Genomic DNA, 24,947 nt, shown 5'->3' with positions numbered 1-24,947 from the left:
GAGGTTGCGCGTCATGGCACGGAGCCGGGGATCGGGCCGGGCCGTACTTGGCGGCCGAAGCGCACGGGCACACCCGGGGAGTACAGCACGCTCACCGGCGGTCCGGCGGGCGCGGACAGGCCCGCCGCCCGTATCAAGTCCTCGTCACAGCCCAGGAGTTCGGCGCTCCACAGCGGCCAGCGCGAGTGGGTGTTCGGCAAGTACACCGACCGCTGGAAGAACGCGTTGTGCATGCCCCAGCGGGCCGTCAGGAAGTTCTCCAGCTCGCTCGGTTCCGCCACCCGTTCCCCTACCCGTATGGCGATCCGGCTGCGCGCCCCGCGGGGCCCCGGCCAGCGGCGGGTGCTGGTGTACGTGAGGGTGTCGCCGTCCCGCTCGACGCTCATACGGGACCACAGATAGGGCAGCCGGAAGGCCGCGCGGGCCACCGCCACCGGGATCAGCCGGGAGGCGTCGAGCGAGCGGAAGACCACACCGCGGCGGCCGTGTTCGTCGACCGAGTACAGACGGACATTGGTCTCGGGAAAGGTGCCCAGATAGGGGATGCCGGGCAGCCGGAACCAGCCCACCCGGTGCATACGGAAGGCGACGAGCCCGACATAGGTGGTCCCCTTCAGCGTGTCGGGAACCGTCCCGGCCGGAAGGACCGCCGCCACCTCGTCCGGATCGGCCTCCCAGTGGAGGAACGCGAGATCGAGCCAGGACTGGGTGAGAAAGGGGCGGGGGGTGTCGCCCGGCGGGTCCGGGGTGATGGCTTCCGGTGCACGAGGGGTGAGCGTCACGGGGGCAGTGTCGCAGCAGCCCCGCACGGGCCCGGCGGCCGGTACCCGGGGTTCCGGCCGCCGGGCCTCGTCCAGCTTCACGCACCCCGGGGGCGATCGCTCACTCGGGGCGCAGCACGGGCCGCAGCACGTCCAGCACCGCCGGGTCCTCGATCGTCGACGGTACCGGTTCGTCGCGCCCGTCGGCGATCCCGCGCATCGTCTTGCGCAGGATCTTTCCCGACCGGGTCTTGGGCAGCGCGTCCACCACCGAGACGGAGCGGAACGCGGCGACCGGGCCGATCTCCCGGCGCACCGCCGCGACCAGCTCCTGGCGGAGGTCTTCCGCGCCGATGTCGACGCCCGCCTTGAGCACCACGAAGCCCCGCGGCAGCTGGCCCTTGAGCTCGTCACGCACCCCGATCACCGCACACTCGGCGACGGCCGGGTGCGCCGCGAGCACCGCTTCCATCGCACCGGTCGACAGTCGGTGCCCGGCGACGTTGATCACGTCGTCCGTGCGGCCCATGACGAACAGATAGCCGTCCGCGTCGCGGTACCCGGAGTCACCGGTCAGGTAGTAGCCGTCGTACCGCGACAGATATGCCTCGACGAACCGCTCGTCATCGCCCCACAGGGTGGGAAGCGCGCCGGGAGGCAGCGGGAGCCGGATCGCGATCACGCCCTCCTGCCCCGCGGGCAGTTCGGCACCGCCCGGGTCGAGGATGCGCACGTCCCAGCCGGGGACCGGAACCGTGGCCGACCCGGGCTTGGCCGGCATCGGCTCCAGCCCCTGGAGGTTCGCCGCGATCGGCCAGCCGGTCTCGGTCTGCCACCAGTGGTCGACCACCGGGGTGCCGAGGTGTCCGTGTGCCCAGTGGTAGGTCTCGGGGTCGAGCCGCTCCCCCGCCATGAAGAGGGTGCGGAACGACGACAGGTCGTACTTCTTCAGCTCGGCGGCCTCCGGGTCGACCCGCTTGATCGCCCGCAGTGCCGTGGGAGCGGTGAACAGCGCCTTCACACCGTGTTCGCCGATGACGCGCCAGAACGCACCGGCATCCGGGGTGCCGACGGGCTTGCCCTCGTACAGCACGGTGGTCGCGCCGATCAGCAGCGGTGCGTAGACGATGTAGGAGTGGCCGACCACCCAGCCGACGTCGGAGGCGGTCCACCAGACGTCGCCCGGCCCGATGTCGTAGACCGCGGCCATCGACCATGACAGCGCGACCGCATGGCCGCCGTTGTCGCGCACGACGCCCTTCGGCTTGCCGGTGGTCCCGGAGGTGTAGAGCACATACAGCGGATCGGTGGCCGCCACCGGCACCGGGCCGACGGGCTCCGCACCGGCGATGAGCTCCGCCCAGTCCAGGTAGCGTCCGCCGAGCTCCGCCCGCGCGGTGTCGCGCTGGTGGACGACCACCTTGTCCGGCTGGTGGGTGGCGAGGGCGAGCGCCTCCTCGATGATGGGCCGGTACTCCACCACCCGTGCCGGCTCGATCCCGCAGGACGCGGTGACGATCGCGACGGGCTCGGCGTCATCGACACGGGCGGCCAGTTCCCTGGGCGCGAAGCCGCCGAAGACCACCGAGTGCACGGCGCCGAGCCTGGCGCAGGCCAGCATGGCGATGACGGCCTCGGGCACCATCGGCATATAGACGATCACCCGGTCGCCCTTGCCGACACCCAGCGAGCGCAGCCCTCCGGCGAAGCGCGCGACCTCGTCACGGAGTTCGGCGTAGCTGAACCGCCGGACCGTGCCGGTCACCGGGGAGTCGTGGATCAGGGCGGTCCGGTCGCCGCGACCGGCCTCGACATGGCGGTCCAGCGCGTTGTACGAGGTGTTGAGCTCACCGTCGGGGAACCACCGCATCAGCGGGGCGCGGGAGTCGTCCAGGGCCTGGGTCGGCGGCCGGGTCCAGTCGATCGCCGACGCGGCGTCCAGCCAGAACCCTTCGGCATCCTCGAGGCTACGGTGGTGAGTCTCGTCGTACGCGCCCATCAGAGCCCTTTCACGTCGCCCGGCCTTGAGAGTTGTGAGCAGTGTGGCCCATGGACCGGGCGGCGGCCAGCCTTCGCCCTCCCCCGCGCCGACGCGGCACTCGGCTTCCACGCGGACCACCTGCCCTTGTGTGCGGGGCCGTCGACAGCCGCGCACGGTCCACGCGGCCCGCGCGGCTCCGTCCGTTGTCCCGTACACGCGGGAGACCCCGAGCGCATGACGGCCCGGGGTCTCCGCGTACCGGTGTGTTCGGGCGGCTCGGCCACCCTCCGCCGCTGCCGGGCGGCCACGGCTCCGCTCCGGCCACGCTCCGCGCGATGGCGGGAAGGGGCCGCACCGCCGGCCGCAGGTTCACCTGCCGGACCCGGCGGTGTCAGGCATTCATGGCCGCCCAGAACTCCTCGAAGGACATCTGGCGGTCGCCGTTGGTGTCGAGCGAGTCGATGAGCTCCTGGGCCTGCGCCCGGGTGATCTCCGAGCCCTCCAACTCCGCCACGACTTTCCGGTATTCGTCCGCAGTGACCAGGCCGTCCCCGTCGAGGTCGTAGCGGTCGAAGACCTTCCGCGCCGCCGTCTCCATGATGTCCGCCATGTGCTCCGCCCTTCTGCGATCTTCGCTGACGGGCCCAGGCTATCCGTCCGCCCGGAGCGACCCGGGCGCCGCCCGAACCGCCTGGCCTGCCGGCCGGCCGACCGTCCGGACTCCTGGATGATCATCTCGGCCATACGGTCAGGCGCCGGCGGGCACTTGGCGGACTGCTCGACGAGTACCACATGCGGCTGTGGTCTCCAGCGCTCGCGAGATCGCCAGACTTGCCGTACGCAGCGCGATTCGAGAGGCGGCCTGGGTGCCCGCCTCGTCCGGCGCGACCAGCGAGATCGCACCCAGCGCCGCGCCGCCGCGACCGAGTATGGGCGCGGCGACCGTCGACATCGTGGCCGGACCGTCGTCCACTGGGTTGGGCACGGCCGCCGCGCACACCCCCTCGGACCGGGTCATGGCGATCAACTGGCGTACGCGGGCCGGGGACGCGGCCTTGGCGAGCACGTCCTCGCGCACCTGGTCGGTCGCGTAGGCCAGCAGGGCGATGCCAATTCCCGTGGTGTCCAGCGGAAGCCGTCCACCCACGCGGTACTTCACGGTGACCGCTTCGTGAGCCGACAGGCGCTCCACGAGCACCGCCTCATGGCTGTCACGAACGGCGAGGAGGATGTGCTGACGCGTCACGCGGTGCAGATCCTCCATGAACGGCAGCGCGGCGGCGCGCAGGCCATGGCCGCGGGGAGCGAGCGTCGCGATCTCCAGCATATACAGTCCCACGACGAACTCACCGTTCTCCAGACGCTCGAGAGCCCCCACAGCGACCAACTGCGCGGCGATCCTCGAGGTGGTGCTCTTGGGGAGGCCGGCGCGGGACGCGAGCGTCTTGAGCGGCAGGCTCTCCCCCGCGTGCGCGAACGCGCCGAGGACCTTGAACGCACGCTCGAGCATCGGCTCCCCCTGCGCGGGGCGTCCCGAGCGCCGCGCGTGATCCGCCGTACCGCTCATCGAAACGGGCAGTGCTCGGCGGCGGTCACGGGATGAATCCTAGCGCCGTGACATCCGAACATGAGCACGTCCACATACCGGTGATGGTCGCGGGAGCCGGGCCGGCCTGGCCGCCCGGAGCTCGCCCACCACGGCATCGCGTCGATCGTGGTCGAGCCGCGCGCCGAGGTCTGGCACCCGCGGACACGGGCGAAGACCACGAGCGCCCGGACGATCGAACCCTTCCGGCGGTGCGGTGATCGCCGAGCAGACCGACCCGACCTGATCACCTACTACGAGACACCGGCCCAGCGCTGGGCCACGGATTCCGCGGAATCCACCCGCATGAACGAAAGAGGAGCAATGGCGAGCAACCCCGCGTCCCGTGACGTCTTCGTCCCGCACGCGTACCCCGAGCAGCAGGTCGACCTCGGCGAGGTGACCATGAACTACGCCGAGGCCGGGTCGCCGGACAAGCCGGCGCTGCTCCTGGTCCCCGAGCAGACCGGGTCGTGGTGGGGGTACGAGGAGGCGATGCGCCTCCTGTCCCCGGACTTCCACGTATACGCCGTCGACCTGCGCGGCCAGGGGCGCAGCACGTGGACGCCCAAGCGGTACAGCCTCGACAACTTCGGCAACGACCTGGTCCGGTTCATCGCCTTGGTCGTCAAGCGCCCGGTCATCGTCGCGGGCAACTCCTCGGGCGGCGTCCTGGCCGCATGGCTGTCGGCGTACGCCATGCCCGGCCAGATCCGGGGCGCGCTCTTGGAGGATGCGCCGTTGTTCTCCTCCGAACTGGTCCCGGCCGTCGGGCACTCGATCCGGCAGGGCGCTGGGCCTCTGTTCCAGTTGTACAGCACTTACCTCGGCGACCAATGGCGCGTCAACGACTGGCCCGGCTACATCGAGGCCGCCCAGAAGTCCCCGTCCAAGATGATCCGGAACTTCGCCTCGCAGCTTTATGGGGGGCAGGAAGAGCCGCCGCAGAACCTCAAGGAGTACGACCCCGAGTGGGCACGGGCGTTCCACGAGGGGACCGTCGCCCTCAACTGTCCGCACGACCGGATGCTCAGGCAGGTCAAGACGCCCGTGCTGGTCACCCATCACACCCGGTCCATCGACCCGGACACGGGAGAGCCGCTTGGAGCGCTGTCCGACGAGCAGGCCGCACACGCTGTCAAGCTGATGGAGTCGGCCGGGGTGAAGGTCGGCTACCACTCAGCGCCGGACGCGCTGCACATGATGCACGAGTTCGACCCGCCGCGGTACGCGAAGCTCCTCACTGACTGGGCGGCTACGCTGCCGGTCAGTTGACGCTTCGAGATCGGCCCTCCGGCCGGGCGTCGGCCGGCCGTCGAACGCGCCGTGGACGCCGTGCTCGAAAGCCTTCGGTGCTCAGTCGCACCGACCGCACAGGTGTCCACGCCGCACAGCGGACCGGGACCAGGCCACCCCCGGCACTGGCGCCCACCGGCCGCGGTGTGCCCGGTGCGGCGACGGGCCGTACGGCGACTGCCAGGCCGGCCGCTCGTCGGCCGTGCCCCCGCACCGGGTGCACGGCGCGAAGAGCCGGGTGTTGAGGAGCTTGTGGTCCGCGTTGACGCGGAATTCGCCGTTCGCCCGGAAGGGCCCGGAGGCGCATCCGTCGCAACGGCGGAGCACGATGGACAGACAGGCGGGCACGACCGCCCAGGTTTTGGACACAGAGTTACACCGATTCCCGTGAGAGGACCGCAGCGGAAAAGAGCACGGCGCACATGTGCGACGCGCGATGGATCAGCGCTCAGGAGGTCTCACATGGTGTACAACGGCATGTCCTTGGCAGAGTGACCGGGGGCGGGAGCACGGTAGCGGCACACGCGAGTGTGGCTCCACCGATTTTCGGGCGGGTGGCTCGGGTTCCCGCGCGGCGGAAGGCAGAACCGAGGCAGATGGATGGGGTCCTGGTCTATACCAGGCCACGTCCGTCCCAGTATCCTCATCCACAGCCAGTAGCACACCATCCCCCCACCCAGGTTGCGTGCTGGCGCGGGCGACACCCCCCTGAACCTGCCCAAGCAGCCGGGTGACCTCCCGATTCACCGCCTCCAGGAGGATCACGGTGAAAGTTCGCACCAGAAGCTCGGCCATCATCGGCACCATCTGCCTCGTCGCTTCGCTCGCCCTGACCACGGCGTCCGCCGACGAGCCCGCCGCACCACAGCAGGCAGCGAAGATCGCGCTCAAGAATGTGGCCAAGGCTCAGAATCCGACCGCCGGCGCCGCCGGCCCCGGAGGCACGGTCTGGATCGCCGAGCGCGCGGGCACCGTAAGGACCTTGGACGATCAGGGGCTCGGCGACCCCGTCCTCGACATCTCCGACGAGACCACCACCGACGGCGAACGCGGTCTGCTGGGCATCGCGTTCGACAAGGACTTCGCGCACTTCTACATCTCGTTCACGGACCTCGAAGGCACCAGCACCGTGGACGAGTTCGCCGTGCGGGACGGCAAGCTCCAGCCGGACACCCGGCGCACCGTCCTCACCCAGTCGCAGCCCTATTCGAACCACAACGGCGGCGACATCAAGTTCGGCCCCGACGGCTACCTCTACATCGCCCTGGGCGACGGGGGCTCGGGCGGCGATCCGCACGGCAACGGGCAGAACCTCGACACACTGCTCGGCAAGCTCCTGCGGATCGACCCGAGCGGCGGCGAGCCGTACGCGATCCCGCCGGACAACCCGTTCGTGGACGACCCGAACGCGAAGGACGAGATCTGGGCGTACGGGCTGCGCAACCCGTGGCGGTTCTCCTTCGACGCGGACACCGGCGACCTGCTGATCGGTGACGTGGGCCAGAACGACTGGGAGGAGATCGACTGGGCCCCGGCCAACAGCAAGGGCGGCGAGAACTACGGCTGGTCCCAGATGGAGGGCACCCATCCCTTCCGCGGCGGCACGGAACCCGCGAACCATGTGCCGCCGATCCATGAGTACGACCGCGCCAATCTGGGCTGCTCGGTGACCGGCGGCTATGTCTACCGAGGCGACGCGATCCCGGACCTCAAGGGCCAGTACGTGTTCAGCGACTACTGCGACGGCACCATCCGCTCGCTCCAGATCGAGAACGGCAAGGTGACCGGCGCGAACGACCTCGGAGTCAACGGCGGCGAGGTCATCTCATTCGTGCAGGGCGGCGATGGCGAGCTGTACGCGCTCGCCATCGGTGGCACCGTCTCCCGCATCGATCCGGCTTGACGACTGCTCTCATCTCCCAACCGGCGGACGGCCGTCTCGGTGCTCCGGGGGGCCGTCCGCCGCAGTCTCTCCGTCGGCTGGGGCATCGGCGAGGGCATCGGCCGCGTATGTGATGCGGATGACGCCGTCGGCGTGCCGTTCCGTGCGTGCGCGGACACCGAAGACGTCACCGAGTATCCGCGGGATCAGTACGTCCAGGACCGGTCCCGCCGCCACCACGGTTCCCTCGTGCAGGACGACCAGGTGGTCGCAGAGCCGCGCGGCCAGGTCGAGGTCGTGCAGGACCGCCAGCGTGGTGATGCCGGTGGTGCGGATGAGGTCCAGCAGTTCGAAGCGGGCGCGGATGTCGAGGTGGTTGGTGAGTTCGTCCAGCACGAGGAGCTGGGGGCTCTGGGCCAATGCGCGGGCCAGCAGGACGCGTTGGCGTTCTCCCCCGGACAGGGAGGCGTAGTCCCGGTCCGCGAGCGCTCGTACACCGCAGCGGTCGACGGCGTCGGCCACGGCCCGGTGGTCCTCGGCTCCGTCGCGTCCCAGCAGACCGTGGTGGGGGGCGCGTCCGAGGGCGACGATCTCGGTGACGGTCAGTCCGGTGGTGTTGCCGCCGCCGTCCTGGAGGACGGCGGCGGTGCGACGGGCCGCGGTGCGCGGGGACAGGGCCCATACGTCGTCCTCCCCCACCCTGACCACACCGTCCGCCGGCCGCAGTGAGCGGTAGACGGTGCGCAGCAGGGTGGACTTGCCGCTGCCGTTGGGGCCGACGAGACCGACGATGTCGCCCTTGCGGGCCTGAAGGCTGACATCGCGGAGGATCGGGTTGCGGTCGAGCGTGACGTGCAGCCGGTCGACGGTGAGTTTCATGCGTCTAGTCCAAGCCCTTGTTGCGGCGCAGCAGCCACAGGAAGAAGGGAGCTCCGAGCAGAGCGGTGAGGATGCCCAGGGGGATTTCGTTGGGGCGGTTGAGGGTGCGGGAGAGCAGGTCGACGAGGACCAGGTAGACGGCGCCCAGCAGGGCGGTCAGCGGGAGCAGCCGGCGGTGGTCGGCGCCGGTGGTCAGGCGCACCAGATGCGGGATCATCAGGCCGACGAAGCCGATGCTGCCGGCGACGGCGATGACGGTTCCCGTCAGCAGTGCGGTGAGCACCAGGAGTACCGCCCGCAGCCGGTTGACGTCGACGCCGAGCGCGGTGGCGGACTCGTCACCGGCCAGCAGGGCGTTGAGCCGCCGGCCGAAGAGGGTGAGCAGCGTGGTGGTGACGAGCACCACCGCGGTGACGGTGGGGAGTTGGCTCCACTGGGCGCCGGTGACGCTGCCCAGCATCCAGAACATGACCGTCCGCAACTCCGCCGGTGTCGCCTGGAGTTGCACATAGCTCGTGGCCGAGAGGAAGACATAGCCGACGGCGACTCCGGCCAGCACCAGCCGGGTCGGCGCCAGGCGTCCCCGCCGTTGTCCGAGGGCGAAGACCAGCACACCGGCGGCGATGGCGCCGAGGAAGGCGGCCGCCGACACCCCGAGCCCGGCCAGCGCGGCGCCGCCGCCCAGGGTGATGACCAGCACCGCGCCGAGCGTGGCGCCGTAGGAGAAACCCAGCACGATGGGGTCGGCCAGCGGGTTGGACACCACGGTTTGCAGCACGGCGCCGGACACTCCGAGGCCCGCGCCGACCACGGCCGCCAGGACCACCCGCGGGGTGCGGAAGTTCCAGACGATCTGGTCCAGCGCGGGGTCGGAGTGCGCCGACCCCGCGCCGGTGATGTGGTGGAGGACGATCCTCCACACATCGCCGAGCGGCACGTTGACCGCGCCGATACTGATCCCCACGATCATGGTGACGACCAGCGCGACGGGCAGGAGCGTGAACGCCAGCGGAGCCCTGAGCCGGGTCAGAACGCCTCGGGGTGCAGCAGCTTGGCGACCTTCTCCACGGCCAGGTCGTTGCTCGGGCCGAGGTACATCGAGTCCGACAGGACGACGTACTTGTTGTTCTTGGCGGCTGACCACTGGGGGAACTCCTTGAGCAGCTTCTTGGCGTACGCCGCCGGATTGGGGTCGTTGTAGCTGATGACGACGAGGGCGTCGACATCGGTGGCGGCCACCTTCTCCTTGCTCAGATCGGCGAAGAGGGTCTTGGAGGCGTTCGCGAAGGCGTTGGCGCCGCCGGCTTTGGCGAGGATGTCGTTGGCGATGCCGTTGCTGAAGACCGAGCTGAAGTCGTTGCTGCCCATGGACATGTTGGAGAAGAGCACCATGACCTTCGGGCGCTTCTTCCCCTTGACCTTCTCGGAGACCGCCGCGATGTTCTTCTCCGATTCGGCGATCAGCTTCTCGGCCTTGTCACCGACGTTGAAGATCTTTCCCATATCGCGCAGCAGCCGGTAGCTGTCGGCGACGGTCATCTTGGAGGGGTCGTCGTCGCAGCCCTGCGGGGATACGTAGCTGTTGGCTCCCACCTGCTTCAGCTGATCGCGGGTGGCGAACCCGTTCTTCTGGTCGAAGCCGTATGTGGTGACGGACAGGACGAGGTCGGGACGCAGACCGAACATGGCCTCGCGGGGGATGTCGTAGCCCTCGTTGAGCTCGACGTCGCCGGTGGGCAGGGCCTTGATGGCGGCGGCCCGGCCGGCGACCTCGGACATGCCGTAGGTCTGCTGATTGGCGACGATCTTGTCCTGGAGGCCGAGGGCGAGGAGGGTGGAGACCTCGGCGACCGAGGCGCCGTTCATGACGACGACCCGGCCGGGGTCCTTCTTGAAGGTCTCGCTCCGGCCGCAGTTGTCCAGGGTCACCGGATATCCGGCCTTCGAGGCCCCGGTCGCCCGTGTGCTCGCCCTGCCGTCGTCGGAGGAACCGCCGCATGCCGCCGTGAGCAGACAGAGGGCTGCGGCCAGAGCGGTGGTGGCCGGCCGGTTCATTGGCATGCGGGCTCCCTGCGTGCGGAAGGTATTCCTCGGGCTGAAAGGTGTCTTTCAGGTAGTCGGGCCGAAGGGGTCCCGAGTTCCAGGGAATTCCCGGCCACGGCGGCGGGAGCAGCGGCGGCTCAGCTGTCGGGGAAGGAAACCTCCATGAGCGCTTCGGAGACCTGCCAGACGCGCTGGGCCTCCTCGGTGCCGCGAAGGCGCGAGTAGAGCTTCTGCGCTCCGGGAGGGCCGCCCACATGCCCGAGTCCGCGCGGCCCATAGAACCCGCCACGCTCGCCGTCGGGCGCGGTGGCGGCGTACAGGGCGGGAAGCTGCGCGGTGTGGACCGTCCCGACGAGGATGCCGCGGGCGGACAGGGTCCGGATCATGCGCACGCTCCGGGTGTCCCGGTCGCGTCCGACCTCGGGGCGGGCGGCGAGCAGGTTCGTCGGGGCGACCCCGGGATGGGAGAGGTTGCTCGTGATGCCCCAGCCATTCGCCCGACCGCGCCGGTCGAGTTCGAGGCCGAAGAGCCCGAACGCGATCTTCGACTGGCTATAGGCTTTCATGCCGTCGTAGGAGCGTTCCCAGTTCAGGTCGTCCCAGTTGATGGCGCCCTGATTCGCCGCGACGCTGATCTGTGAGGTCACACGGGCGTGGCCGGCCCGCAGCAGCGGCAGCAGATGGGCCACCAGGGCGAAATGGCCGAGGTGGTTGGTGCCGAATTGAAGCTCGAACCCGTCGGCGGTCGTCTGTCGGTCGGGCGGGGTCATGACACCGGCGTTGTTGATGAGGATGTGGATCGGCCGGCCCTCCTCCCGCAGGGTCTTGCCGAGGGCCGCGACGGAGGCGAGGGAGGACAGGTCGAGCTCCCGGAGCGACACGTTCGCATGGGGGGCCGTCCGGCGGATCGTGGTGAGCGCGGCCTCGCCCTTGCTCGGGTTGCGAACGGGCAGGAGCACTTCGGCCCCGGCCGCGGCGAGCCTCGTGGCGAGGCCGAGCCCGATGCCGTCGCTCGCTCCGGTGACGACGGCGAGCCTGCCGGACAGGTCGGGGACGGTGATGTCGATGGGGTTGCGTGGCATGTGCTCACTCCTGGGTTGTGTCGTTGCCCCCACCGTCGTGGAAGACGGCGGCGCTGTTCAGGGCCGCTCGATCCACTGATCAGGAAGTCCGGGCTCCGGCGGGTCCCGGTGGGATCAGTCATGCCCCCGCTTCTTTCGCGCGTGGGCACGTCACCGAGGTTCGGGTGGCGCCGTGGCGGCGGCAACTGGTGAAGGGGGGATTGACGATCCGTGGATGTCGAGACGCGCGGGCGGTAGAAATGAGCGCCTGAGGAGGCACCCACGGTGACGGAGGCCGCATGGTGATCGATCGGACCGGACTGGCGGAATTCCTCCGGCGCCGCAGGGAGTCGCTGCAACCCGAGGACGTCGGCCTCCCGCGCGGACCACGCCGCAGGACGAGCGGGCTGCGGCGGGAGGAGGTGGCCGCGCTGTGCCATATGTCGACCGACTACTACGCGCGGCTCGAGCGGGAGCGCGGACCCCAGCCGTCCGAGCAGATGATCGCCTCCATCGCGCAAGGACTCCACCTCTCCCTCGATGAGCGCGACCACCTGTTCCGGCTCGCCGGACAGACCCCGCCCCCGCGGGGCGCGGACAGCGAGCACATCGGTCCCGGCCTGCTGCGCATCCTCGACCGCCTGCACGACACACCCGCGGAGATCGTCACCGAGCTTGGCGAGACGCTGCGGCAGACCCCGCTCGGCATCGCGCTCACCGGCGATCTGACCGTCTACAGCGGCCCGTCCCGCAGCCTCGGCTACCGCTGGTTCACCGACCCCGCCGCGCGACGGCTCTACGCCCCCGACGACCATCCGTTCCTCACCCGCATGTTCGTCTCGGGCCTGCGCGGGGTGGCCACCCTGCGGGGTCCGGGTTCCCGCGCGGCCCACTACGCCGAGCTGCTGCTCGCTCAGAGCGAGGAGTTCCGTCGGGTGTGGAACGACCATGAGGTCGGCATCCGGCCGAACGAGGTGAAACATTTCGTCCACCCCGAGGTCGGCGCTTTGGAGCTGACCTGCCAGACGCTGCTCGATCCGGACCAGTCGCAGCTCCTGATCGTCTACACCGCCATTCCCGGCAGTGAGAGCTACGAGAAGTTGCGGTTGCTGTCCGTCATAGGAGCGCAGGTGTTGCGCTAGGGCCTGTCCGGGGTTGTGATCTGGGCTCGCGGGGCGGGGCACGCACGCTCGCCGCGTTGTCGGCCGTCACCGGGACTCACACACCCTGCCCCGTCCGCCCACCCGCGCGACCTCTACCATCGCGTGTGGCGTCTCGGCGTCGGAGGCCGATGCCTGCCTGGTCGTGTCCGCCGCCCAACGCCCGCGACGTCCGCCGCACAGCGATGGAGTCGGGTATCGAGCAGTCGAGGAGAGGAACGTTCATGCGCGCTCGGAGCATCGGCGCGGCGGCGGCGACAGCATTGGCGCTGGTGGCTGCCCGCGATCTCGTCCAGAAGAAGCACGCGCTGCTCAGAAACTTCCCCGTGATCGGGCACGCCCGGTACCTGCTGGAGACGATCGGGCCGGAGCTGCGGCAGTACGTCGTGACCTCCAACGAGGAAGAGCGCCCGTTCAGCCGTGACCAGCGCACCTGGATCTATGCGTCGGCGAAGGAAGAGAACAACTACTTCGGGTTCGGAACCGACGTGGATGTCGAGCATGTGCAAGGGCACGCGTATGTGAAGCAGCGCACGTTCGCCGGCACGCTGCCCGATCTGCACGACCCGCAGGCCCCGCTGCCCTCGGCCAAGGTGCTGGGCGGCCCGCGCGGGCGCGCCAAGGCGTTCCGGCCGGCGAGCGTCGTGAACATCTCGGCGATGAGCTTCGGCTCGCTGTCCGGCGCGGCCGTCACGGCGCTCAACAAGGGCGCGGCGCTGGCCGGCGCGATGCAGAACACGGGCGAGGGCGGCCTCTCGCCGTACCACCGCAACGGCGGTGACCTCGTCCTCCAGATCGGGACGTCGTACTTCGGCTGCCGCGACGAGGACGGCGCCTTCAACCTCGACAAGCTCAAGGACGTGGTCGCCGGCGCCCCGGTCAAGGCCATAGAGATCAAGCTCTCGCAGGGCGCCAAACCGGGGCTCGGCGGGATGCTGCCGGGCGCGAAGGTGACCCCCGAGATCGCGGAGATCCGCTCCATCCCGGTCGGCAAGGACTGTGCCTCCCCCTCCCGGCACACCGCGTTCCACGACGTCGACTCGATGCTCGACTTCGTGGAGCTGCTCGCCACCGAGACCGGTCTGCCGGTCGGGATCAAGAGCGCCGTGGGGGAGATGAGCTTCTGGCAGGAGCTGGCCACGCTGATGGCGCGTGGTGATCGCGGGGTCGACTTCGTGACCATCGACGGGGGCGAGGGCGGCACCGGGGCGGCTCCCCTGATCTTCACCGACTCGGTGTCGCTGCCGTTCCGGATGGGCTTCTCCCGCGTCTACGGCACATTCGCCGAGCGGGGTCTGACCGACGACCTCACCTTCATCGGCTCGGGCAAGCTGGGCCTGCCCGAGAACGCCGCCACCGCCTTCGCCCTGGGCGTCGACATGATCAACGTCGCCCGCGAGGCGATGCTGTCCATCGGCTGCATCCAGGCGCAGAAATGCCACACCGACAAGTGCCCCACCGGCATCGCCACCCAGGACCCGTGGCTGGGGCGCGGTATCGACGCACCCTCGAAGGCCACCCGGGCCGCTGTCTATCTGCGCACCCTGCGTAAGGAGCTGCTGAAGGTCTCGGGAGCCGTCGGCGTCGCCCATCCGGCGCTCATCACCACCAACGACATCGAGATCATGAACGGCGACTACGACGCCCGCACCTTGGCCAGCGTCTATGGCTACAAGGACGGCTGGGGCGAACTCGGCCCGGAGCTCGCCCAGGAGATCACCGCACTGCTCACCGCCAAGCCGGCCCCTGTCCAGAAGCCGGCCGGCTGACGCCCGACGAGTTGCCGGAGCCGTACGAAGCCCGCCTGTTGGGCACCGCCTTCGCAGCACCCGTACGCATGCGGTGTTCGCGGAGGTTGTGCCTCACATCTTCTCGGCTCCGGCCTCGATCGCCGCGCGGATCCGGAAGTACGTGCCGCAGCGGCAGATATTGCGGATGCCGTCGAGGTCGGAGTCCGTGATCTCGCGGCCTTCCTCGGCGGCCCGGTGGACCAACGCGACCGCCCCACCGGGGGCAGCACCGAGACCGAGAGACCGGAAAGGCCGAACGTCATGGCGTGGAGCACGCGGCAACTCGCCGATCTCGCCGATACCACCGTCAAAACGGTGCGTTACTACCACCGGATCGGCCTGCTCGACGAACCCGCACGCACCTCGAACGGCTACAAGCAGTACAAGCCGGCTCATCTCGTCCGCTTGCTTCAGATCAAGCGGATGAGCAACCTCGGTGTTTCCCTCGCGCAGATCGGCGCGATGGGACGAGCGGGGGCAAAACCCGACGAGGCCATCCGTATCCTGGACGCCGAACTGGCGGACACCATCGACCGCCTGCGACGGATACGCGCTGAGCTGGCCGTCATCCTCGAGCACCGGGCGCCGCTCGACACTCCACCGCCGTTCGGTCCCGTCGCCGATGAGCTGGGCGAGCGAGGCCACGCCCTGGTCACCGTCCTCTCGCAGGTGTTCGACGAAGACGCCCTCGATGATCTGCGCGAGCTGATCTCGGAACGCGACGACTACGAGGACGACTTCGAAGCCCTCCCCGAGGACGCGGACGACGCGACGATCGACGAACTGGCCGGGCGTCTGGCCGTGGCGATCCGCGCCCATCAGGACCGATTCCCGTGGCTGAGCGACCCGTGCAGTGCCGCACCACGAGGCAAGCGGTTCGCCGAGGCCGTGATGGGCCCCGCCTTCGCCGAACTCTTCAACCGGGCCCAGCTCAAGGCCCTCGCCCGGGCCCACGCACTCAACCAGGAGTTCAGGTCCGCGGCAGGCACCGCGTCGGCGCTGGGCAGGCCGATCCGTGATGTCGGACGCCCCCTCGAAGACGCCACCGAGCACCGCTGAGGCTGATGTTCCGGCAGAACGACCACACCGAATGTGATCTCTACGCTCGTCCGGCTTGACCTGGCCCCAAGGGCAGGGGGTGCCCTGGATGACGCCAGGAAGCACATCGCCGATCACATTCGGAGGAACGTACATGGATCGTAGGCACAGGGTGGGCCGTGGTCTGGCCCTGACAGTCGCGATCGGCCTCGCCGGGTCGCTGGCGTCGGCCCCGCCCGCCGCCGCCGATCGGGACGACGTAGGTCAAGTGGAGTGGGGTGCCTGTCCGGACGACGTCACGGCCAAGGCGCCGGACCTGAATGTGCGGTGCGGGACCGTGACGGTGCCGCTGGACTACGACGACCCGGACGGCACACAGATCGACCTCATGGTGTCGCGACTGGCGAGTGAGAACCCGCACAAGCGGCGCGGTGTGCTGCTGCTGAACCCGGGCGGGCCGGGCGGGTCCGCGCTGACGATGCCGGCCGAGCTGGCCGACCTGGGCATCCCGTCAAAGGTCCTCGACACCTATGACCTGATCGGCATGGACACCCGCGGCTTCGGACACTCGGCGCCCATCGACTGCGGGTTCACCGTCGGCCAGGACTACATCGGCAATGTCCCGCCGTACGCCGTGGACAACGCGGCGGTGGTCGAGCAGGCCGAGATCGCCAAGGGCGTCGCCGAGCAGTGCGCGGCCAACGACACCGACGGCCGCATGGCCCACATCACGACCGCCAACACGGCGCGGGACCTGGACCGGATCCGGGCCGCCCTCGGCGAGAAGAAGGCAAGCTACTTCGGCCTTTCGTACGGGTCGGCGCTGGGCGCCGCGTACGCGTCGATGTTCCCGGACACCACCGACCGGGTGCTCATCGACAGCAACCTCGGTGACACGGCCCTGGACCGCGCCGGCCTCCGTCGGTACGCGCTGGGCATGGAGGAGACGTTTCCCGACTTCGCGAAGTGGACGGCGGCACGGAATTCCGCGTACGGGCTCGGACGGACTCCGGAAGAAGTGCGCGAGACGTACTTCTCGCTTGCCGAACGGCTCGACGAGAAACCGGTCTTCGGTATCGATGGCCGTCAGTTCCGGTTCACCACCTTCGGTGGTCTCTACGCCAAGCGGACGTACGGCCGGACGGCGCAGCTCTGGGAAGCGATCAAGGACGCCGACGAGACCGCGGTCAAAAGGGCCAAAAGGCTGATGGCAGAGACCCCCGGCGCACCGGCGGCGGCCGCCGAGGGGGCCTCGTACTCCAACTCGTGGTCCGTCTTCCTCACGGTGACCTGCAACGACGTGGAGTGGCCCAGCGATGTCCGGGCGTACCAGCACAGCGTCGCCGCGGACCGCGAGAAGTATCCGCTGTTCGGTGCGGGGGCGGCCAACATCCTGCCGTGTGCGTTCTGGCCGCACGGGCCGTCCGAGCCGCAGGTCAAGATCAACGATGATGGGCCGAGGAACATCCTGATCATGCAGAACCGGCACGACCCGGTCACGCCGCTGCTCGGTGGACAGCTGTTCCGGAAGAAGTTCACCGATCGCTCACGTCTGGTGACCGCGGACGGAAGCGGTCACGGTGTCTACGTCTACGGCGGCAACGCGTGTGCGCTGAACGTGGGCACGGCATGGCTGGCCGACGGAGTGATGCCGGAGAAGGACGTCACATGCCGGGCGTCGGGCTGAACCTCGGCCGCGAAGATCGGCCGCCGCGGGCCTTGCCCGGCGGCGGCGAGGCGCGGTTCGGCCGAAGGTCACCGGCGGCGGTTTCCAAGCGGCCGCCCCGGCGGTGGAGACCGCGGCGCCTAGACCGCGGCGCCTAGACTGGGGAGCCTTGTGAACGGGTGGTTCCGGGCGACGGAGGTCGGCGATGGCGAAGGGCGATGTGCACGAGTTTGAAGATCCTTCCGCCGATGTCCTCGCCGAGGCGGCGGCGGCCTTCGGACTGCTGGCATCGGCGGCGCGGCTGCACATCATGTGGGCTCTCGCCCAGGGGGAAAGCGATGTGACGCACCTCGCCGACCGGGTGGGCGGGGCGCTGCCCGCGATCAGTCAGCATCTGACCAAGCTCAAGCTGGCGGGACTCGTCCGCTCGCGGCGGGAAGGCCGCCGCCAGGTGTACTTCGTCGATGACCCCGACGTCGTCACCGTGGTGCGTCTCATGGTCGGCCAGCTCGCCGACCGCGCACGGCACGAGGCCACGGCGCCGGTGCGTCTGGTGCACGAAACCGGTGCCTGAGCGGGCCGTGGCCGCGGGGGGCGGCCCCTCGACCGCCGCGGCACCGTCCCCGGGAAGCGGCGCGAGTGCGGCGCCGACCGCGCTGCAAGTGCTGCGCGCCCTCGACAGCGGGCCGCGCGGGCTGACCGAGGGGGTAGCGGAGGACCGTCTGGCCCGCTTCGGCGAAAACGTCCTGCCCACTCAGCGCGTCACTCCCTGGCCCCGGCGGCTGCTGCTGGGCCTGCGCGATCCGTTCACCGCGGTGCTGCTGGTGCTCGGTCTGGTGTCGGCGGCGGTGGCGTCCTGGGCGACCGCGGCCGTGATCACCTTCCTCGTGGTGGTCAGCTGCGGGCTGCGTATATCCGGCGAGCTGCGGGCCGACCGGTCCATGGCCCATCTGCGCGAGCTGGTCGCCACCACGGCGAGCGTGCTGCGCCGGGCCGACTCGCGGGACGCCGCTCCGGTGGTGCGCGAGATCCCGGTCGACCAGCTGGTGCCGGGCGATGTGATCAGTCTCGGTCCCGGGGATCTGGTGCCCGCGGACGTACGTCTGCTGCGCGCCAGTGGCCTACGGGTGCACCAGGCGGCGCTCACCGGGGAGTCGCAGCCCGTCGACAAGTACGCGGTCGACGTGCCCGACGCCCGGTACGGCCGGGGCGTGTTCGGGCAGCCGCACCTGTGTTTCCAGGGCAGCAGCGTGGCGTCGGGCAGTGGCACGGCCGTTGTGGAGGCGACCGGGGCGCGTACGGAGTTCGCGAGCACGCACACGGGGGTCCGGCGGCGCGGCCCCAGCGCCTTCGACCGTTCGGTGCACGGCGTCTCGTGGATTCTGGTCCGCTTCATGCTGCTGACCCCGCCGCTGGTCCTCATGGCCAACGCCGCCGTTGACGGACGCGGCCTGGAGACCCTGCCGTTCGCGGTGGCGGTGGCGGTCGCGCTGACTCCCGAGATGCTGCCGGTCGTCGTCACGACCTGTCTCGCCCGCGGCGCCGCGCTCCTCGCCCGCGCCCACGGGGTGATCGTCAAACGCCTGCCCGCGCTGCACGACCTGGGCGCCATGGACGTGCTGTGTCTGGACAAGACCGGCACCCTCACCGAGGACCGGCCCGTGGTGCACCGGGCCCTGGACGCGGACGGCCAGGACGACGCCGAGGTGCTGCGCTGGGCCGCCGTCAACGCCTGGTGGACTCTGCAACTCGCCGACCTGCCCGTGCCCGACATGCTGGACGAGGCGCTGCTCGATGCCGTCGACGAGACGGAGGCCATGGCCCACGAGCCGGTGGCGGCGCTGCCGTTCGATCCGGTACGCCGCCTGGCCACCGCCGTCGTCAGCACCCCGGGCCGCCTCGGCACCCACACCCTCGTCGTCAAGGGTGCCGTCGAGGCCGTCCTGGAACGGTGTGCGCTCGGCGAAGAGGAGCGGGCGAGGCTGCACTCGCTCGCCGACCGCCGGGCCGCCGACGGTTTGCGCCTGCTGGCGGTCGCCACCGCCGAGCGCGCCGCACACCACCGCGCCTACACCCACGCCGATGAGCGCGGTCTCGCCTTCCGGGGATTCGTGACGCTGCGGGACGAGGTCACCGACACCGCGGCCACCGCCCTGCGCGACCTCGCCGACCGCGGGGTGAGCGTGAAGATCCTCACCGGCGACCACCCGGGAACCGCCACCCGCGCCTGCCACGATCTCGGCCTCGCGGTCGACGGTGTCCTGACCGCCGACCGCCTCGACTCGCTCACCGACGCCGAACTGGCCGCCGCCGCACGCCGTACCACCGTCTTCGCCCGCTGCTCGCCCGACCACAAGGCCCGCGTCGTCACCGCCCTGCGCGCCGATGGGCACACGGTCGGCTTCCTCGGCGACGGCGCCAACGACCTGCCCGCCCTGCGCGCCGCCGACATCGGCATCTGCCCGCGCGACGCGGTGGCCGTGGCCCGGGACGGCGCCGATGTGGTCCTCGCCGGACAGCGGAAACAGGACAACGGGGGTAAGGACCTCACGGCCATCGGCCGCGCCGTCACGGCGGGACGGCACGCCAGCGGCAACATCACGGCGTACCTGCGCATCGCCCTCTCCTCCAACCTCGGCAACGTCATCGCGATGCTCGCCGCGGGCGTGCTGCTGCCCTTCCTGCCGATGCTGCCCGCCCAGGTCCTGGTGCAGAACCTGTGCTTCGACGCCGCCCAGCTCGCCTTCGCCTACGACCGCCCCCACCCGGCCGCGCTGCGCCGTCCCGCCGTGCTGCGCCCGCGTGGCCTGCTGCGCTTCATCACCGGCTTCGGCGCCCTCAACGCCCTGGCCGACCTGGCCACTTTCGCCCTGCTCGCCCTCGCCATGTACGGCCCCGGCAGCGACGACGAGGCGGTCTTCCACTCCGGCTGGTTCACCGAGAACCTGCTCACCCAGGCGCTGGTCATGGTCCTGCTGCACACGGGCCGCCGCGGCGCCGGGGGCGGACTGAGCCCGGTGGGCCGGGCGGCCGCCGTCCTCGCCGCCTTCGGCGTCCTGCTGCCCCTGTCCCCGCTCGGGCCACCGCTCGGCATGACGGCACTGCCGCTCTCGTACTACGCGCAGCTCGCCGCCGTCCTGACGCTGTACGCGGCCGCGTTGGCGATGGCCATGCGGCGCCTCGAACGACGGCACGCGGAACGGGAGGCGTGATGGAATCCGGCCGATCAGCGCCTGGAGCGAACCATGGCTGACCAGGCGAAGCGCCGGTGGTGGCCGGCCGTGCCGCTCATCGCCCTGGCCCTGTGGTTCATGACGCGTGAGGCCCCGTCGTCGTCCGACGCGCCCTCCGCCTCCCCGGGCGCGAGCGAGCCCGGCGCCTCCCGCACCGCTCCGGCGCCGTCCGCGCGGCCCCGTGCCTCGTACGACCCCGCCGACTACGCGCGGCCGGTGCGCGCGTACGCCGCCGAGGCCGGCGTCAGCGCCCGGCTGCTGATGGCCATCCTCTACAACGAGTCCTACAAACCGCACGATCCGAAACTGGAGCGGGCCTGGCAGCGCTACAAGCCCGAAGCGGCCTTCGGCATCGCCAACATGCACCGGGCCGCGTTCGACGCCACCAAACGGGGCCGGGACTTCGCGCACCGCCGATGGGAAGAGCTGCCCGACGACCGCGGCCTCGCCATCGAGGCCGCCGCCTGGCATCTGCACGACCTCGCGGCCCAGCTCCCCGCGCGGCGGTCCGGCGCGTGCACGAGGGACGAGCTGCTGGCCCTCGGCTACAACACCGGCGCGAGCAACATGCTCGCCTTCGCCCGCGGGGTGACGCCCGGCAACCAGGCTCAGTCCTACCTCGACCGGCTGCGGAACAACTGGGACAAGGCAGGGTCAGCGGTCGCACGCTGATCCCGCTTCCCCCTAGCGGGCGCGCTGTGTGTGCGGCCCGGTGTGCCGGGCGGCCCCACAACTTCGGTGGGGTTCCTCGGGGTTCCCGTTCCGGGGTCATCCGTAGGAGAGGTTGGAGCAGGCGTCGTCGTCGGCGGAGCGGGCGCCGTCGGCCACCTTGGAGGGGACGGTGGCCGGTCCGGGCGACGGTGCGGCCGAGGGGCTGTCCACGTACGACTCGCCGAGAGTGACGGTGATGCCGTCGGCGGACACCGGTTCGAGCGCGGCCCCGGCGAAGAGCCGGGCAACCGTTTCGGCCCGGGCCTTCTGGCCGGGTCCGTAGCCGATCGTGGTCGTGGAGTGGTCCTGGCTCGGGGCGTTGCCGGTGCCGGTGACCGTGAAGCCGTGGTCGGTCAGCGCCTTGGCGGCGCGTGAAGCGAGGCCGCCGGTGGTGGTGCCGTTGTGGACGGTCACCGCGATGCCGTCGCCGGAGACCGGCCCGGCGCTCTGTGCCGGCTCGGGCTTCTTGTCGCCGTTCTTGCCGCCGGCGTCCTCGCCGTCGAGGGTGCGGTCGGCCTTCAGGGCGGCCCACAGGGCGTCGGCCTCCGGCTCGACGATGGCGACCCGCTCCCCCTGGTACCGCCAGGGGATGGTGATGAACTTGGTGTTGTGCAGGTCTATCTCCTTCATCGACATCGCGAAGGAGACCAGCTTGTTGGCGGATCCCAGGCCGGGGTCGACCGTCATGGACTTGGTGGCGGCGTTCGCGAGGGGCAGCAGCCTGGTGGGGGTGAGCCCGTCGCTCTTGATCTTCTTGATGAGGCCGGCGATGAAGGCTTGCTGGCGTTTGATGCGGCCTATGTCGGAGCCGTCGCCGATGCCGTGCCGGATGCGGACGTAGTCCAGGGCCCGCTGTCCCGCGACGTTCTGCTCGCCCTTGGCGAAGATGCGCTCGCCGCGGTCCGCTCGGTTGGGGTTGAGGTCCTTCTGGTAGACGTCCTGCGGCACGCACACCTCGACGCCGCCCACCACGTCGGTGAGGGTCGCGAAGCCCTTGAAGTCGACCACCATCGTGTGATGGACGCGCAGGCCGGTGAGGTGCTCCACGGTGTTCTGCGTGCAGGCCGGATTGCCCTTGGCGGTCTGTCCGACGGAGTACGCGGCGTTGAACATCACGTCGTGCCGCGTCTTGGTCCAGCTCCCGTCGGGCAGCTTGCAGGGCGGGATGTCCACGAGGGTGTCGCGGGGGACGGACACGGCCACGGCGTGCTTGCGGTCGGCGTACACATGCAGCAGCAGCGCGGTGTCGGAGCGCCCGATGTCGCCCTTGTCGCCGCCGCCCAGTTCGCTGTTGCCTCCGGTACGCGCGTCCGAGCCGATGACGAGGATGTTCTGGCCCTTGGAGGAGTCGTCCGGCCGGTCCCCGGAGATGCCGTCCGCGTCGAAGGTGCTGATGTTGCCGTTCAACTTCAGGTACAGCCAGCCCGTACCCGCCGCCATGAGCACCAGCAGCGACAGCGCTATGGTCAGCGCGATCCGCGTACGGCTCCGTTTGCGCCGCCGGGCGCGGGAGGCGTCCCGGCCCCGGTCGGCCGGCCGCGCCGGGGCGCGGCGCCTGGACGCCGTGTTCTTGCGGCTGTTGGTCATCCGTACACCCCTCGTGCGTCCGGCCCTACGCAGGGGACAGCCGGCCCCGACCTGTCTGCCGGGCCACGCCCCGGGCGGAGGTACGCGGAGGTACGACGAAATCGAGGGTGGAGGCGAGAAGGAGGCGACGAGCACCGCACAGGACTCATCGCCCCGTGGTGCGATCTTCTGGGACCGCGCGCGCCGAGGAGGTCTCGCCGGAGGCCGTCTGAATAACGCGACTTGAGGGCCGCTCGGCCTCGTCGGCGGCAGCGGACCCCGACGAGGCTTCGGCCGCCCGCCCGTCCTCCTCCGTCATGGCTTTGGTCTCACTCTTGAGGATGCGCAGGGACTTGCCCAGGGACCGAGCGGTGTCGGGCAGCCTCTTCGCCCCGAAGAGCAGGATGAACACAATCGCCACGATCAGCAGGTGCCAGGGTTCCAGTCCATTGCGAAGCACCACACTCACCTCGTTCCTCTTCGTCGGCCACCGGCGCCGCCCCTTGTGATGCTTGCGGCATTGCGCAACTGTACAACCCGACCGCACCCCCGACCCCCACTCGGGTCATCCGTGCGCGAGAACCGCGCGGACAACTTCTACACTGCTGTAGATTTTCGCTCGACCCAGCGGTTCAACTCCGGAGGAGAACGTGGGAGTTTCCCTGCCCAAGGGCGGCAATGTGTCGCCGAACGCCTGACGCCACCAGCCCCGCGCCCCGGGCGCCCCTCGGTGAGGCCGGGGGCACCAGACCCGTCAACGGCGCCACACCACGCTCAGAAGGCATCCATGACCAGCCCTCCTCCCCTGCACCCCGACGACAGACCGGACTTCGAACAGGCTCTGCGGAAGGCCCTGGAAACCCCCGAGATCGTGGCCGCTCTGGGCTCCGGAGGCACCGGGGGCGCGCAGGACCTCGTCAGACGGCTGCGCGACCGCGCGCACGAGCGGAGCGCCGAGATCACGGCAGCGGCGGCCGATGAGTACGCCGCCTACCGGCGGCTGCGCGAAAGCGGCGGCCCGGCAGCGGGCCCGCCTCGGACGCCGACGCCGCCATCGGCGCCCGGCGCGAAACACGGGCCGCTGGCCGCGGTGACCGTCCTCGTACCGCTGGTGACCGCGGGGGCGAGCGTCGTCTTCCTCCTGCTCGGCTACTGCCTGAGGCTCTCGGGCTCCCAGCGCGAACTCGCCGACACCCTCGTCAGCGCGGGCTGGATAGCGGCCGCCTGCGCCACGGCGGCCGGGCTGGCGGGCCTGATCGGCGTGCTGACCATCGCGGCGCGCCACCGCTCCTCCCCTCCGGAGGGCTCACCGCCCGCGGGGTCGAACCCCCAAGAGGCACCGGCAGTGGCCCGGGCAAGGGATGTCTGGCGGCGAGCCCTGCTCCAGCGGGGAATGCTGCCGTTCCTCCGCGAACAGCTGGGCCATGAACCGGCCTCCGGCCCCTCCCCCGGCGACACATCGGACGGCCGCCGGCCGCGGCTGGGATTCAGCAGCCCGGACTTCGCCGGCCCCGACTTCACCGGTCCGGAAGCCCCCGGCAAGGAGTGACACCCGGCGCCCCGGAGGCCGAACACCGTGCCACGCCGATCGGCCCGGACGCCACCCGAAGCGCCGAACGGCGCGTGTGACCCAGAACACAACAATTCCATAGTTGCGCAACCACTAAACTGTCTTGAATGGAAACCAGCGACGCGACGGGACAGGAAACCGCGGTACTCGATGACGGCCCCGCAGACGGACTGCGCATCCGGGTCACCGGCCGACCGCGGGCGATTCAGGTCACTTACCCCTGCGAGGCGGATGCCTCGCTCGGCGGCGTGCGCGCGGAGGCGTTGTACATCTACCGCCGGGACCTCCGTGTGGAACACGAACCGCTGCGGTACGGCTTCGACGCGGCGAGCCCCTGATGGACGCGGCCTTGCGGCCGCGCATCGGCATCACAACGAGGAGTTCGGTGACCGAGATCAGTGGGCTGGAGCGGCCTGGGTCGCCGGCATCCGGGGGTGGCCCGTTTCCTTCCAGACTTGGTCCAGGGCGTCGACGAATCCGTGTACGTCGTCGGCGGTGTGTACGGCTCCGGGGGCGACCCGCAGGATCTCCTCCCCGATCCGCACGCTCGGCGCGTTGATCGCTTGTACGTAGATTCCGTGCTGGTCGAGCAGCAGCGTGGACATCCGCTTGCACACGGCCTCGTCCCGCACCAGGACGGAGACGATGTGTGTCTGGTCCGAGATGAAGGGAATGCCACGCTCGTTCAGCAGCCGGTGCATCAGCTGCGCGTTGGACCACAGCTG

Annotated in this window: 22 protein-coding genes and 2 pseudogenes; 11 read left to right on the top strand and 13 right to left on the bottom strand. The window is 70.3% G+C overall.

Translation table 11 applies throughout. The annotated features are described in order from the left end of the window. Positions 1–11: 11 nt before the first annotated feature. The 4 genes from AB0E24_RS34560 to AB0E24_RS34545 all read right to left on the bottom strand — a co-directional run bounded on the left by AB0E24_RS34560 (position 12) and on the right by AB0E24_RS34545 (position 4,252). Entirely contained in the window at positions 12–782 is a 771-nt protein-coding gene (locus tag AB0E24_RS34560; RefSeq protein ID WP_359383068.1) for a YqjF family protein, read from the bottom strand. Positions 783–882: 100 nt separating this feature from the next. Beyond that, positions 883–2,760: a propionyl-CoA synthetase gene (locus tag AB0E24_RS34555; RefSeq protein WP_359383065.1), complete on the bottom strand. Its 1,878-nt coding sequence runs from the start codon at positions 2,758–2,760 to the stop codon at positions 883–885. A gap of 373 nt (positions 2,761–3,133) precedes the next feature. Continuing rightward, positions 3,134–3,352, bottom strand: a complete 219-nt coding sequence (locus AB0E24_RS34550) for an EF-hand domain-containing protein (RefSeq protein ID WP_069861491.1) — start codon at positions 3,350–3,352, stop codon at positions 3,134–3,136. A 138-nt stretch (positions 3,353–3,490) separates the two neighbouring features. Then, positions 3,491–4,252, bottom strand: coding sequence for an IclR family transcriptional regulator (locus AB0E24_RS34545; protein ID WP_359383061.1), 762 nt, complete (start codon positions 4,250–4,252; stop codon positions 3,491–3,493). 399 nt (positions 4,253–4,651) lie between these two features. On the opposite strand from AB0E24_RS34545, the gene AB0E24_RS34540 reads away from it, so the two are divergent. Next, positions 4,652–5,602, top strand: a complete 951-nt coding sequence (locus AB0E24_RS34540) for an alpha/beta fold hydrolase (RefSeq protein WP_359383058.1) — start codon at positions 4,652–4,654, stop codon at positions 5,600–5,602. 219 nt (positions 5,603–5,821) lie between these two features. Here the strand turns inward: AB0E24_RS34540 and AB0E24_RS46070 are convergent. Then, a pseudogene (locus AB0E24_RS46070) lies at positions 5,822–5,992 on the bottom strand (DUF1062 domain-containing protein); the annotation flags it as partial. 397 nt (positions 5,993–6,389) lie between these two features. On the opposite strand from AB0E24_RS46070, the gene AB0E24_RS34535 reads away from it, so the two are divergent. Next, positions 6,390–7,526, top strand: coding sequence for a PQQ-dependent sugar dehydrogenase (locus AB0E24_RS34535; RefSeq protein WP_283887370.1), 1,137 nt, complete (start codon positions 6,390–6,392; stop codon positions 7,524–7,526). Positions 7,527–7,535: 9 nt separating this feature from the next. On the opposite strand, the gene AB0E24_RS34530 is transcribed toward AB0E24_RS34535, so the two are convergent. The 4 genes from AB0E24_RS34530 to AB0E24_RS34515 all read right to left on the bottom strand — a co-directional run bounded on the left by AB0E24_RS34530 (position 7,536) and on the right by AB0E24_RS34515 (position 11,509). Further along, positions 7,536–8,384 (bottom strand): ABC transporter ATP-binding protein, encoded by an 849-nt coding sequence (locus AB0E24_RS34530; protein WP_069861487.1) that lies wholly within the window; start codon positions 8,382–8,384, stop codon positions 7,536–7,538. Positions 8,385–8,388: 4 nt separating this feature from the next. Then, complete coding sequence (locus tag AB0E24_RS34525; RefSeq protein WP_069861484.1) at positions 8,389–9,354, bottom strand: FecCD family ABC transporter permease; 966 nt, start codon at positions 9,352–9,354, stop codon at positions 8,389–8,391. A 56-nt stretch (positions 9,355–9,410) separates the two neighbouring features. Beyond that, positions 9,411–10,445 (bottom strand): ABC transporter substrate-binding protein, encoded by a 1,035-nt coding sequence (locus AB0E24_RS34520; RefSeq protein ID WP_100807848.1) that lies wholly within the window; start codon positions 10,443–10,445, stop codon positions 9,411–9,413. 119 nt (positions 10,446–10,564) lie between these two features. Next, positions 10,565–11,509, bottom strand: a complete 945-nt coding sequence (locus AB0E24_RS34515) for an SDR family oxidoreductase (protein WP_359383051.1) — start codon at positions 11,507–11,509, stop codon at positions 10,565–10,567. 278 nt (positions 11,510–11,787) lie between these two features. Here AB0E24_RS34515 and AB0E24_RS34510 point away from each other — a divergent pair, with 278 nt between their 5' ends. Further along, positions 11,788–12,630 (top strand): helix-turn-helix transcriptional regulator, encoded by an 843-nt coding sequence (locus AB0E24_RS34510; RefSeq protein ID WP_200764455.1) that lies wholly within the window; start codon positions 11,788–11,790, stop codon positions 12,628–12,630. A gap of 242 nt (positions 12,631–12,872) precedes the next feature. Continuing rightward, complete coding sequence (locus tag AB0E24_RS34505; RefSeq protein WP_359383048.1) at positions 12,873–14,417, top strand: FMN-binding glutamate synthase family protein; 1,545 nt, start codon at positions 12,873–12,875, stop codon at positions 14,415–14,417. A gap of 93 nt (positions 14,418–14,510) precedes the next feature. Here AB0E24_RS34505 and AB0E24_RS34500 read toward each other — a convergent pair. Then, a pseudogene (locus AB0E24_RS34500) lies at positions 14,511–14,651 on the bottom strand ((2Fe-2S)-binding protein); the annotation flags it as partial. Between the two features lie 48 nt (positions 14,652–14,699). On the opposite strand from AB0E24_RS34500, the gene AB0E24_RS34495 reads away from it, so the two are divergent. The 5 genes from AB0E24_RS34495 (at position 14,700) to AB0E24_RS34475 (ending at position 21,047) form a co-directional block, all read left to right on the top strand. Then, a complete protein-coding gene (locus tag AB0E24_RS34495; protein WP_174882321.1) occupies positions 14,700–15,497 on the top strand; it encodes a MerR family transcriptional regulator in 798 nt (265 codons plus the stop codon). A gap of 133 nt (positions 15,498–15,630) precedes the next feature. Next, the gene (locus AB0E24_RS34490) at positions 15,631–17,163 is read left to right on the top strand and encodes an alpha/beta hydrolase (RefSeq protein ID WP_359383044.1); all 1,533 of its coding nucleotides are present in this window, start codon (positions 15,631–15,633) and stop codon (positions 17,161–17,163) included. Positions 17,164–17,347: 184 nt separating this feature from the next. Beyond that, complete coding sequence (locus tag AB0E24_RS34485; protein WP_069861474.1) at positions 17,348–17,716, top strand: ArsR/SmtB family transcription factor; 369 nt, start codon at positions 17,348–17,350, stop codon at positions 17,714–17,716. Then, entirely contained in the window at positions 17,709–20,354 is a 2,646-nt protein-coding gene (gene mgtA / locus AB0E24_RS34480) for a magnesium-translocating P-type ATPase (protein ID WP_435865356.1), read from the top strand. Before AB0E24_RS34485 ends, mgtA begins: the two co-directional genes overlap by 8 nt. A 33-nt stretch (positions 20,355–20,387) precedes the next feature. Then, on the top strand, positions 20,388–21,047 hold the full coding sequence (locus AB0E24_RS34475) for a lytic transglycosylase domain-containing protein (RefSeq protein WP_359383037.1): 660 nt from the start codon (positions 20,388–20,390) through the stop codon (positions 21,045–21,047). Between the two features lie 96 nt (positions 21,048–21,143). Here the strand turns inward: AB0E24_RS34475 and AB0E24_RS34470 are convergent, their stop codons facing one another. Together AB0E24_RS34470 and tatA are read right to left on the bottom strand one after the other, a co-directional pair. Continuing rightward, entirely contained in the window at positions 21,144–22,673 is a 1,530-nt protein-coding gene (locus AB0E24_RS34470; protein ID WP_359383035.1) for an LCP family protein, read from the bottom strand. A gap of 145 nt (positions 22,674–22,818) precedes the next feature. Next, entirely contained in the window at positions 22,819–23,112 is a 294-nt protein-coding gene (gene tatA / locus AB0E24_RS34465) for a Sec-independent protein translocase subunit TatA (RefSeq protein WP_359383338.1), read from the bottom strand. Positions 23,113–23,439: 327 nt separating this feature from the next. Between tatA and AB0E24_RS34460 the strand changes: the two genes are divergently transcribed. Both AB0E24_RS34460 and AB0E24_RS34455 read left to right on the top strand, forming a co-directional pair. Continuing rightward, positions 23,440–24,201 carry a hypothetical protein gene (locus AB0E24_RS34460; RefSeq protein ID WP_359383032.1) on the top strand — a complete coding sequence of 254 codons (762 nt, stop codon included), beginning with the start codon at positions 23,440–23,442 and terminating at the stop codon, positions 24,199–24,201. Positions 24,202–24,329: 128 nt separating this feature from the next. After that, on the top strand, positions 24,330–24,560 hold the full coding sequence (locus tag AB0E24_RS34455) for a hypothetical protein (protein WP_093699768.1): 231 nt from the start codon (positions 24,330–24,332) through the stop codon (positions 24,558–24,560). Between the two features lie 57 nt (positions 24,561–24,617). Here the strand turns inward: AB0E24_RS34455 and AB0E24_RS34450 are convergent. Beyond that, positions 24,618–24,947: aminotransferase class I/II-fold pyridoxal phosphate-dependent enzyme (locus tag AB0E24_RS34450; RefSeq protein ID WP_359383028.1), on the bottom strand; the 330-nt coding region annotated here is incomplete at its 5' end.

This window comes from Streptomyces malaysiensis subsp. malaysiensis, assembly GCF_040653035.1.
GTDB lineage: Bacteria > Actinomycetota > Actinomycetes > Streptomycetales > Streptomycetaceae > Streptomyces > Streptomyces malaysiensis.
Note: the sequence above shows the minus strand (reverse complement) of the source record. Positions and strands in the feature narration are given on the sequence as shown.

Bases quoted from the DNA above. Each gene is read 5' to 3' on its own strand.
- AB0E24_RS34475 (WP_359383037.1), top strand. From the start codon at position 20,388: ATGGCTGACCAGGCGAAGCGCCGGTGGTGGCCGGCCGTGCCGCTCATC.
- AB0E24_RS34540 (WP_359383058.1), top strand. From the start codon at position 4,652: ATGGCGAGCAACCCCGCGTCCCGTGACGTCTTCGTCCCGCACGCGTAC.
- AB0E24_RS34550 (WP_069861491.1), bottom strand. From the start codon at position 3,352: ATGGCGGACATCATGGAGACGGCGGCGCGGAAGGTCTTCGACCGCTAC.
- AB0E24_RS34530 (WP_069861487.1), bottom strand. From the start codon at position 8,384: ATGAAACTCACCGTCGACCGGCTGCACGTCACGCTCGACCGCAACCCG.
- AB0E24_RS34460 (WP_359383032.1), top strand. From the start codon at position 23,440: ATGACCAGCCCTCCTCCCCTGCACCCCGACGACAGACCGGACTTCGAA.
- AB0E24_RS34490 (WP_359383044.1), top strand. From the start codon at position 15,631: ATGGATCGTAGGCACAGGGTGGGCCGTGGTCTGGCCCTGACAGTCGCG.
- AB0E24_RS34520 (WP_100807848.1), bottom strand. From the start codon at position 10,445: ATGCCAATGAACCGGCCGGCCACCACCGCTCTGGCCGCAGCCCTCTGT.
- AB0E24_RS34545 (WP_359383061.1), bottom strand. From the start codon at position 4,252: ATGCTCGAGCGTGCGTTCAAGGTCCTCGGCGCGTTCGCGCACGCGGGG.
- AB0E24_RS34555 (WP_359383065.1), bottom strand. From the start codon at position 2,760: ATGGGCGCGTACGACGAGACTCACCACCGTAGCCTCGAGGATGCCGAA.
- AB0E24_RS34455 (WP_093699768.1), top strand. From the start codon at position 24,330: ATGGAAACCAGCGACGCGACGGGACAGGAAACCGCGGTACTCGATGAC.
- AB0E24_RS34495 (WP_174882321.1), top strand. From the start codon at position 14,700: ATGGCGTGGAGCACGCGGCAACTCGCCGATCTCGCCGATACCACCGTC.
- AB0E24_RS34525 (WP_069861484.1), bottom strand. From the start codon at position 9,354: ATGATCGTGGGGATCAGTATCGGCGCGGTCAACGTGCCGCTCGGCGAT.
- AB0E24_RS34515 (WP_359383051.1), bottom strand. From the start codon at position 11,509: ATGCCACGCAACCCCATCGACATCACCGTCCCCGACCTGTCCGGCAGG.
- AB0E24_RS34470 (WP_359383035.1), bottom strand. From the start codon at position 22,673: ATGACCAACAGCCGCAAGAACACGGCGTCCAGGCGCCGCGCCCCGGCG.
- AB0E24_RS34485 (WP_069861474.1), top strand. From the start codon at position 17,348: ATGGCGAAGGGCGATGTGCACGAGTTTGAAGATCCTTCCGCCGATGTC.
- AB0E24_RS34505 (WP_359383048.1), top strand. From the start codon at position 12,873: ATGCGCGCTCGGAGCATCGGCGCGGCGGCGGCGACAGCATTGGCGCTG.
- AB0E24_RS34510 (WP_200764455.1), top strand. From the start codon at position 11,788: ATGGTGATCGATCGGACCGGACTGGCGGAATTCCTCCGGCGCCGCAGG.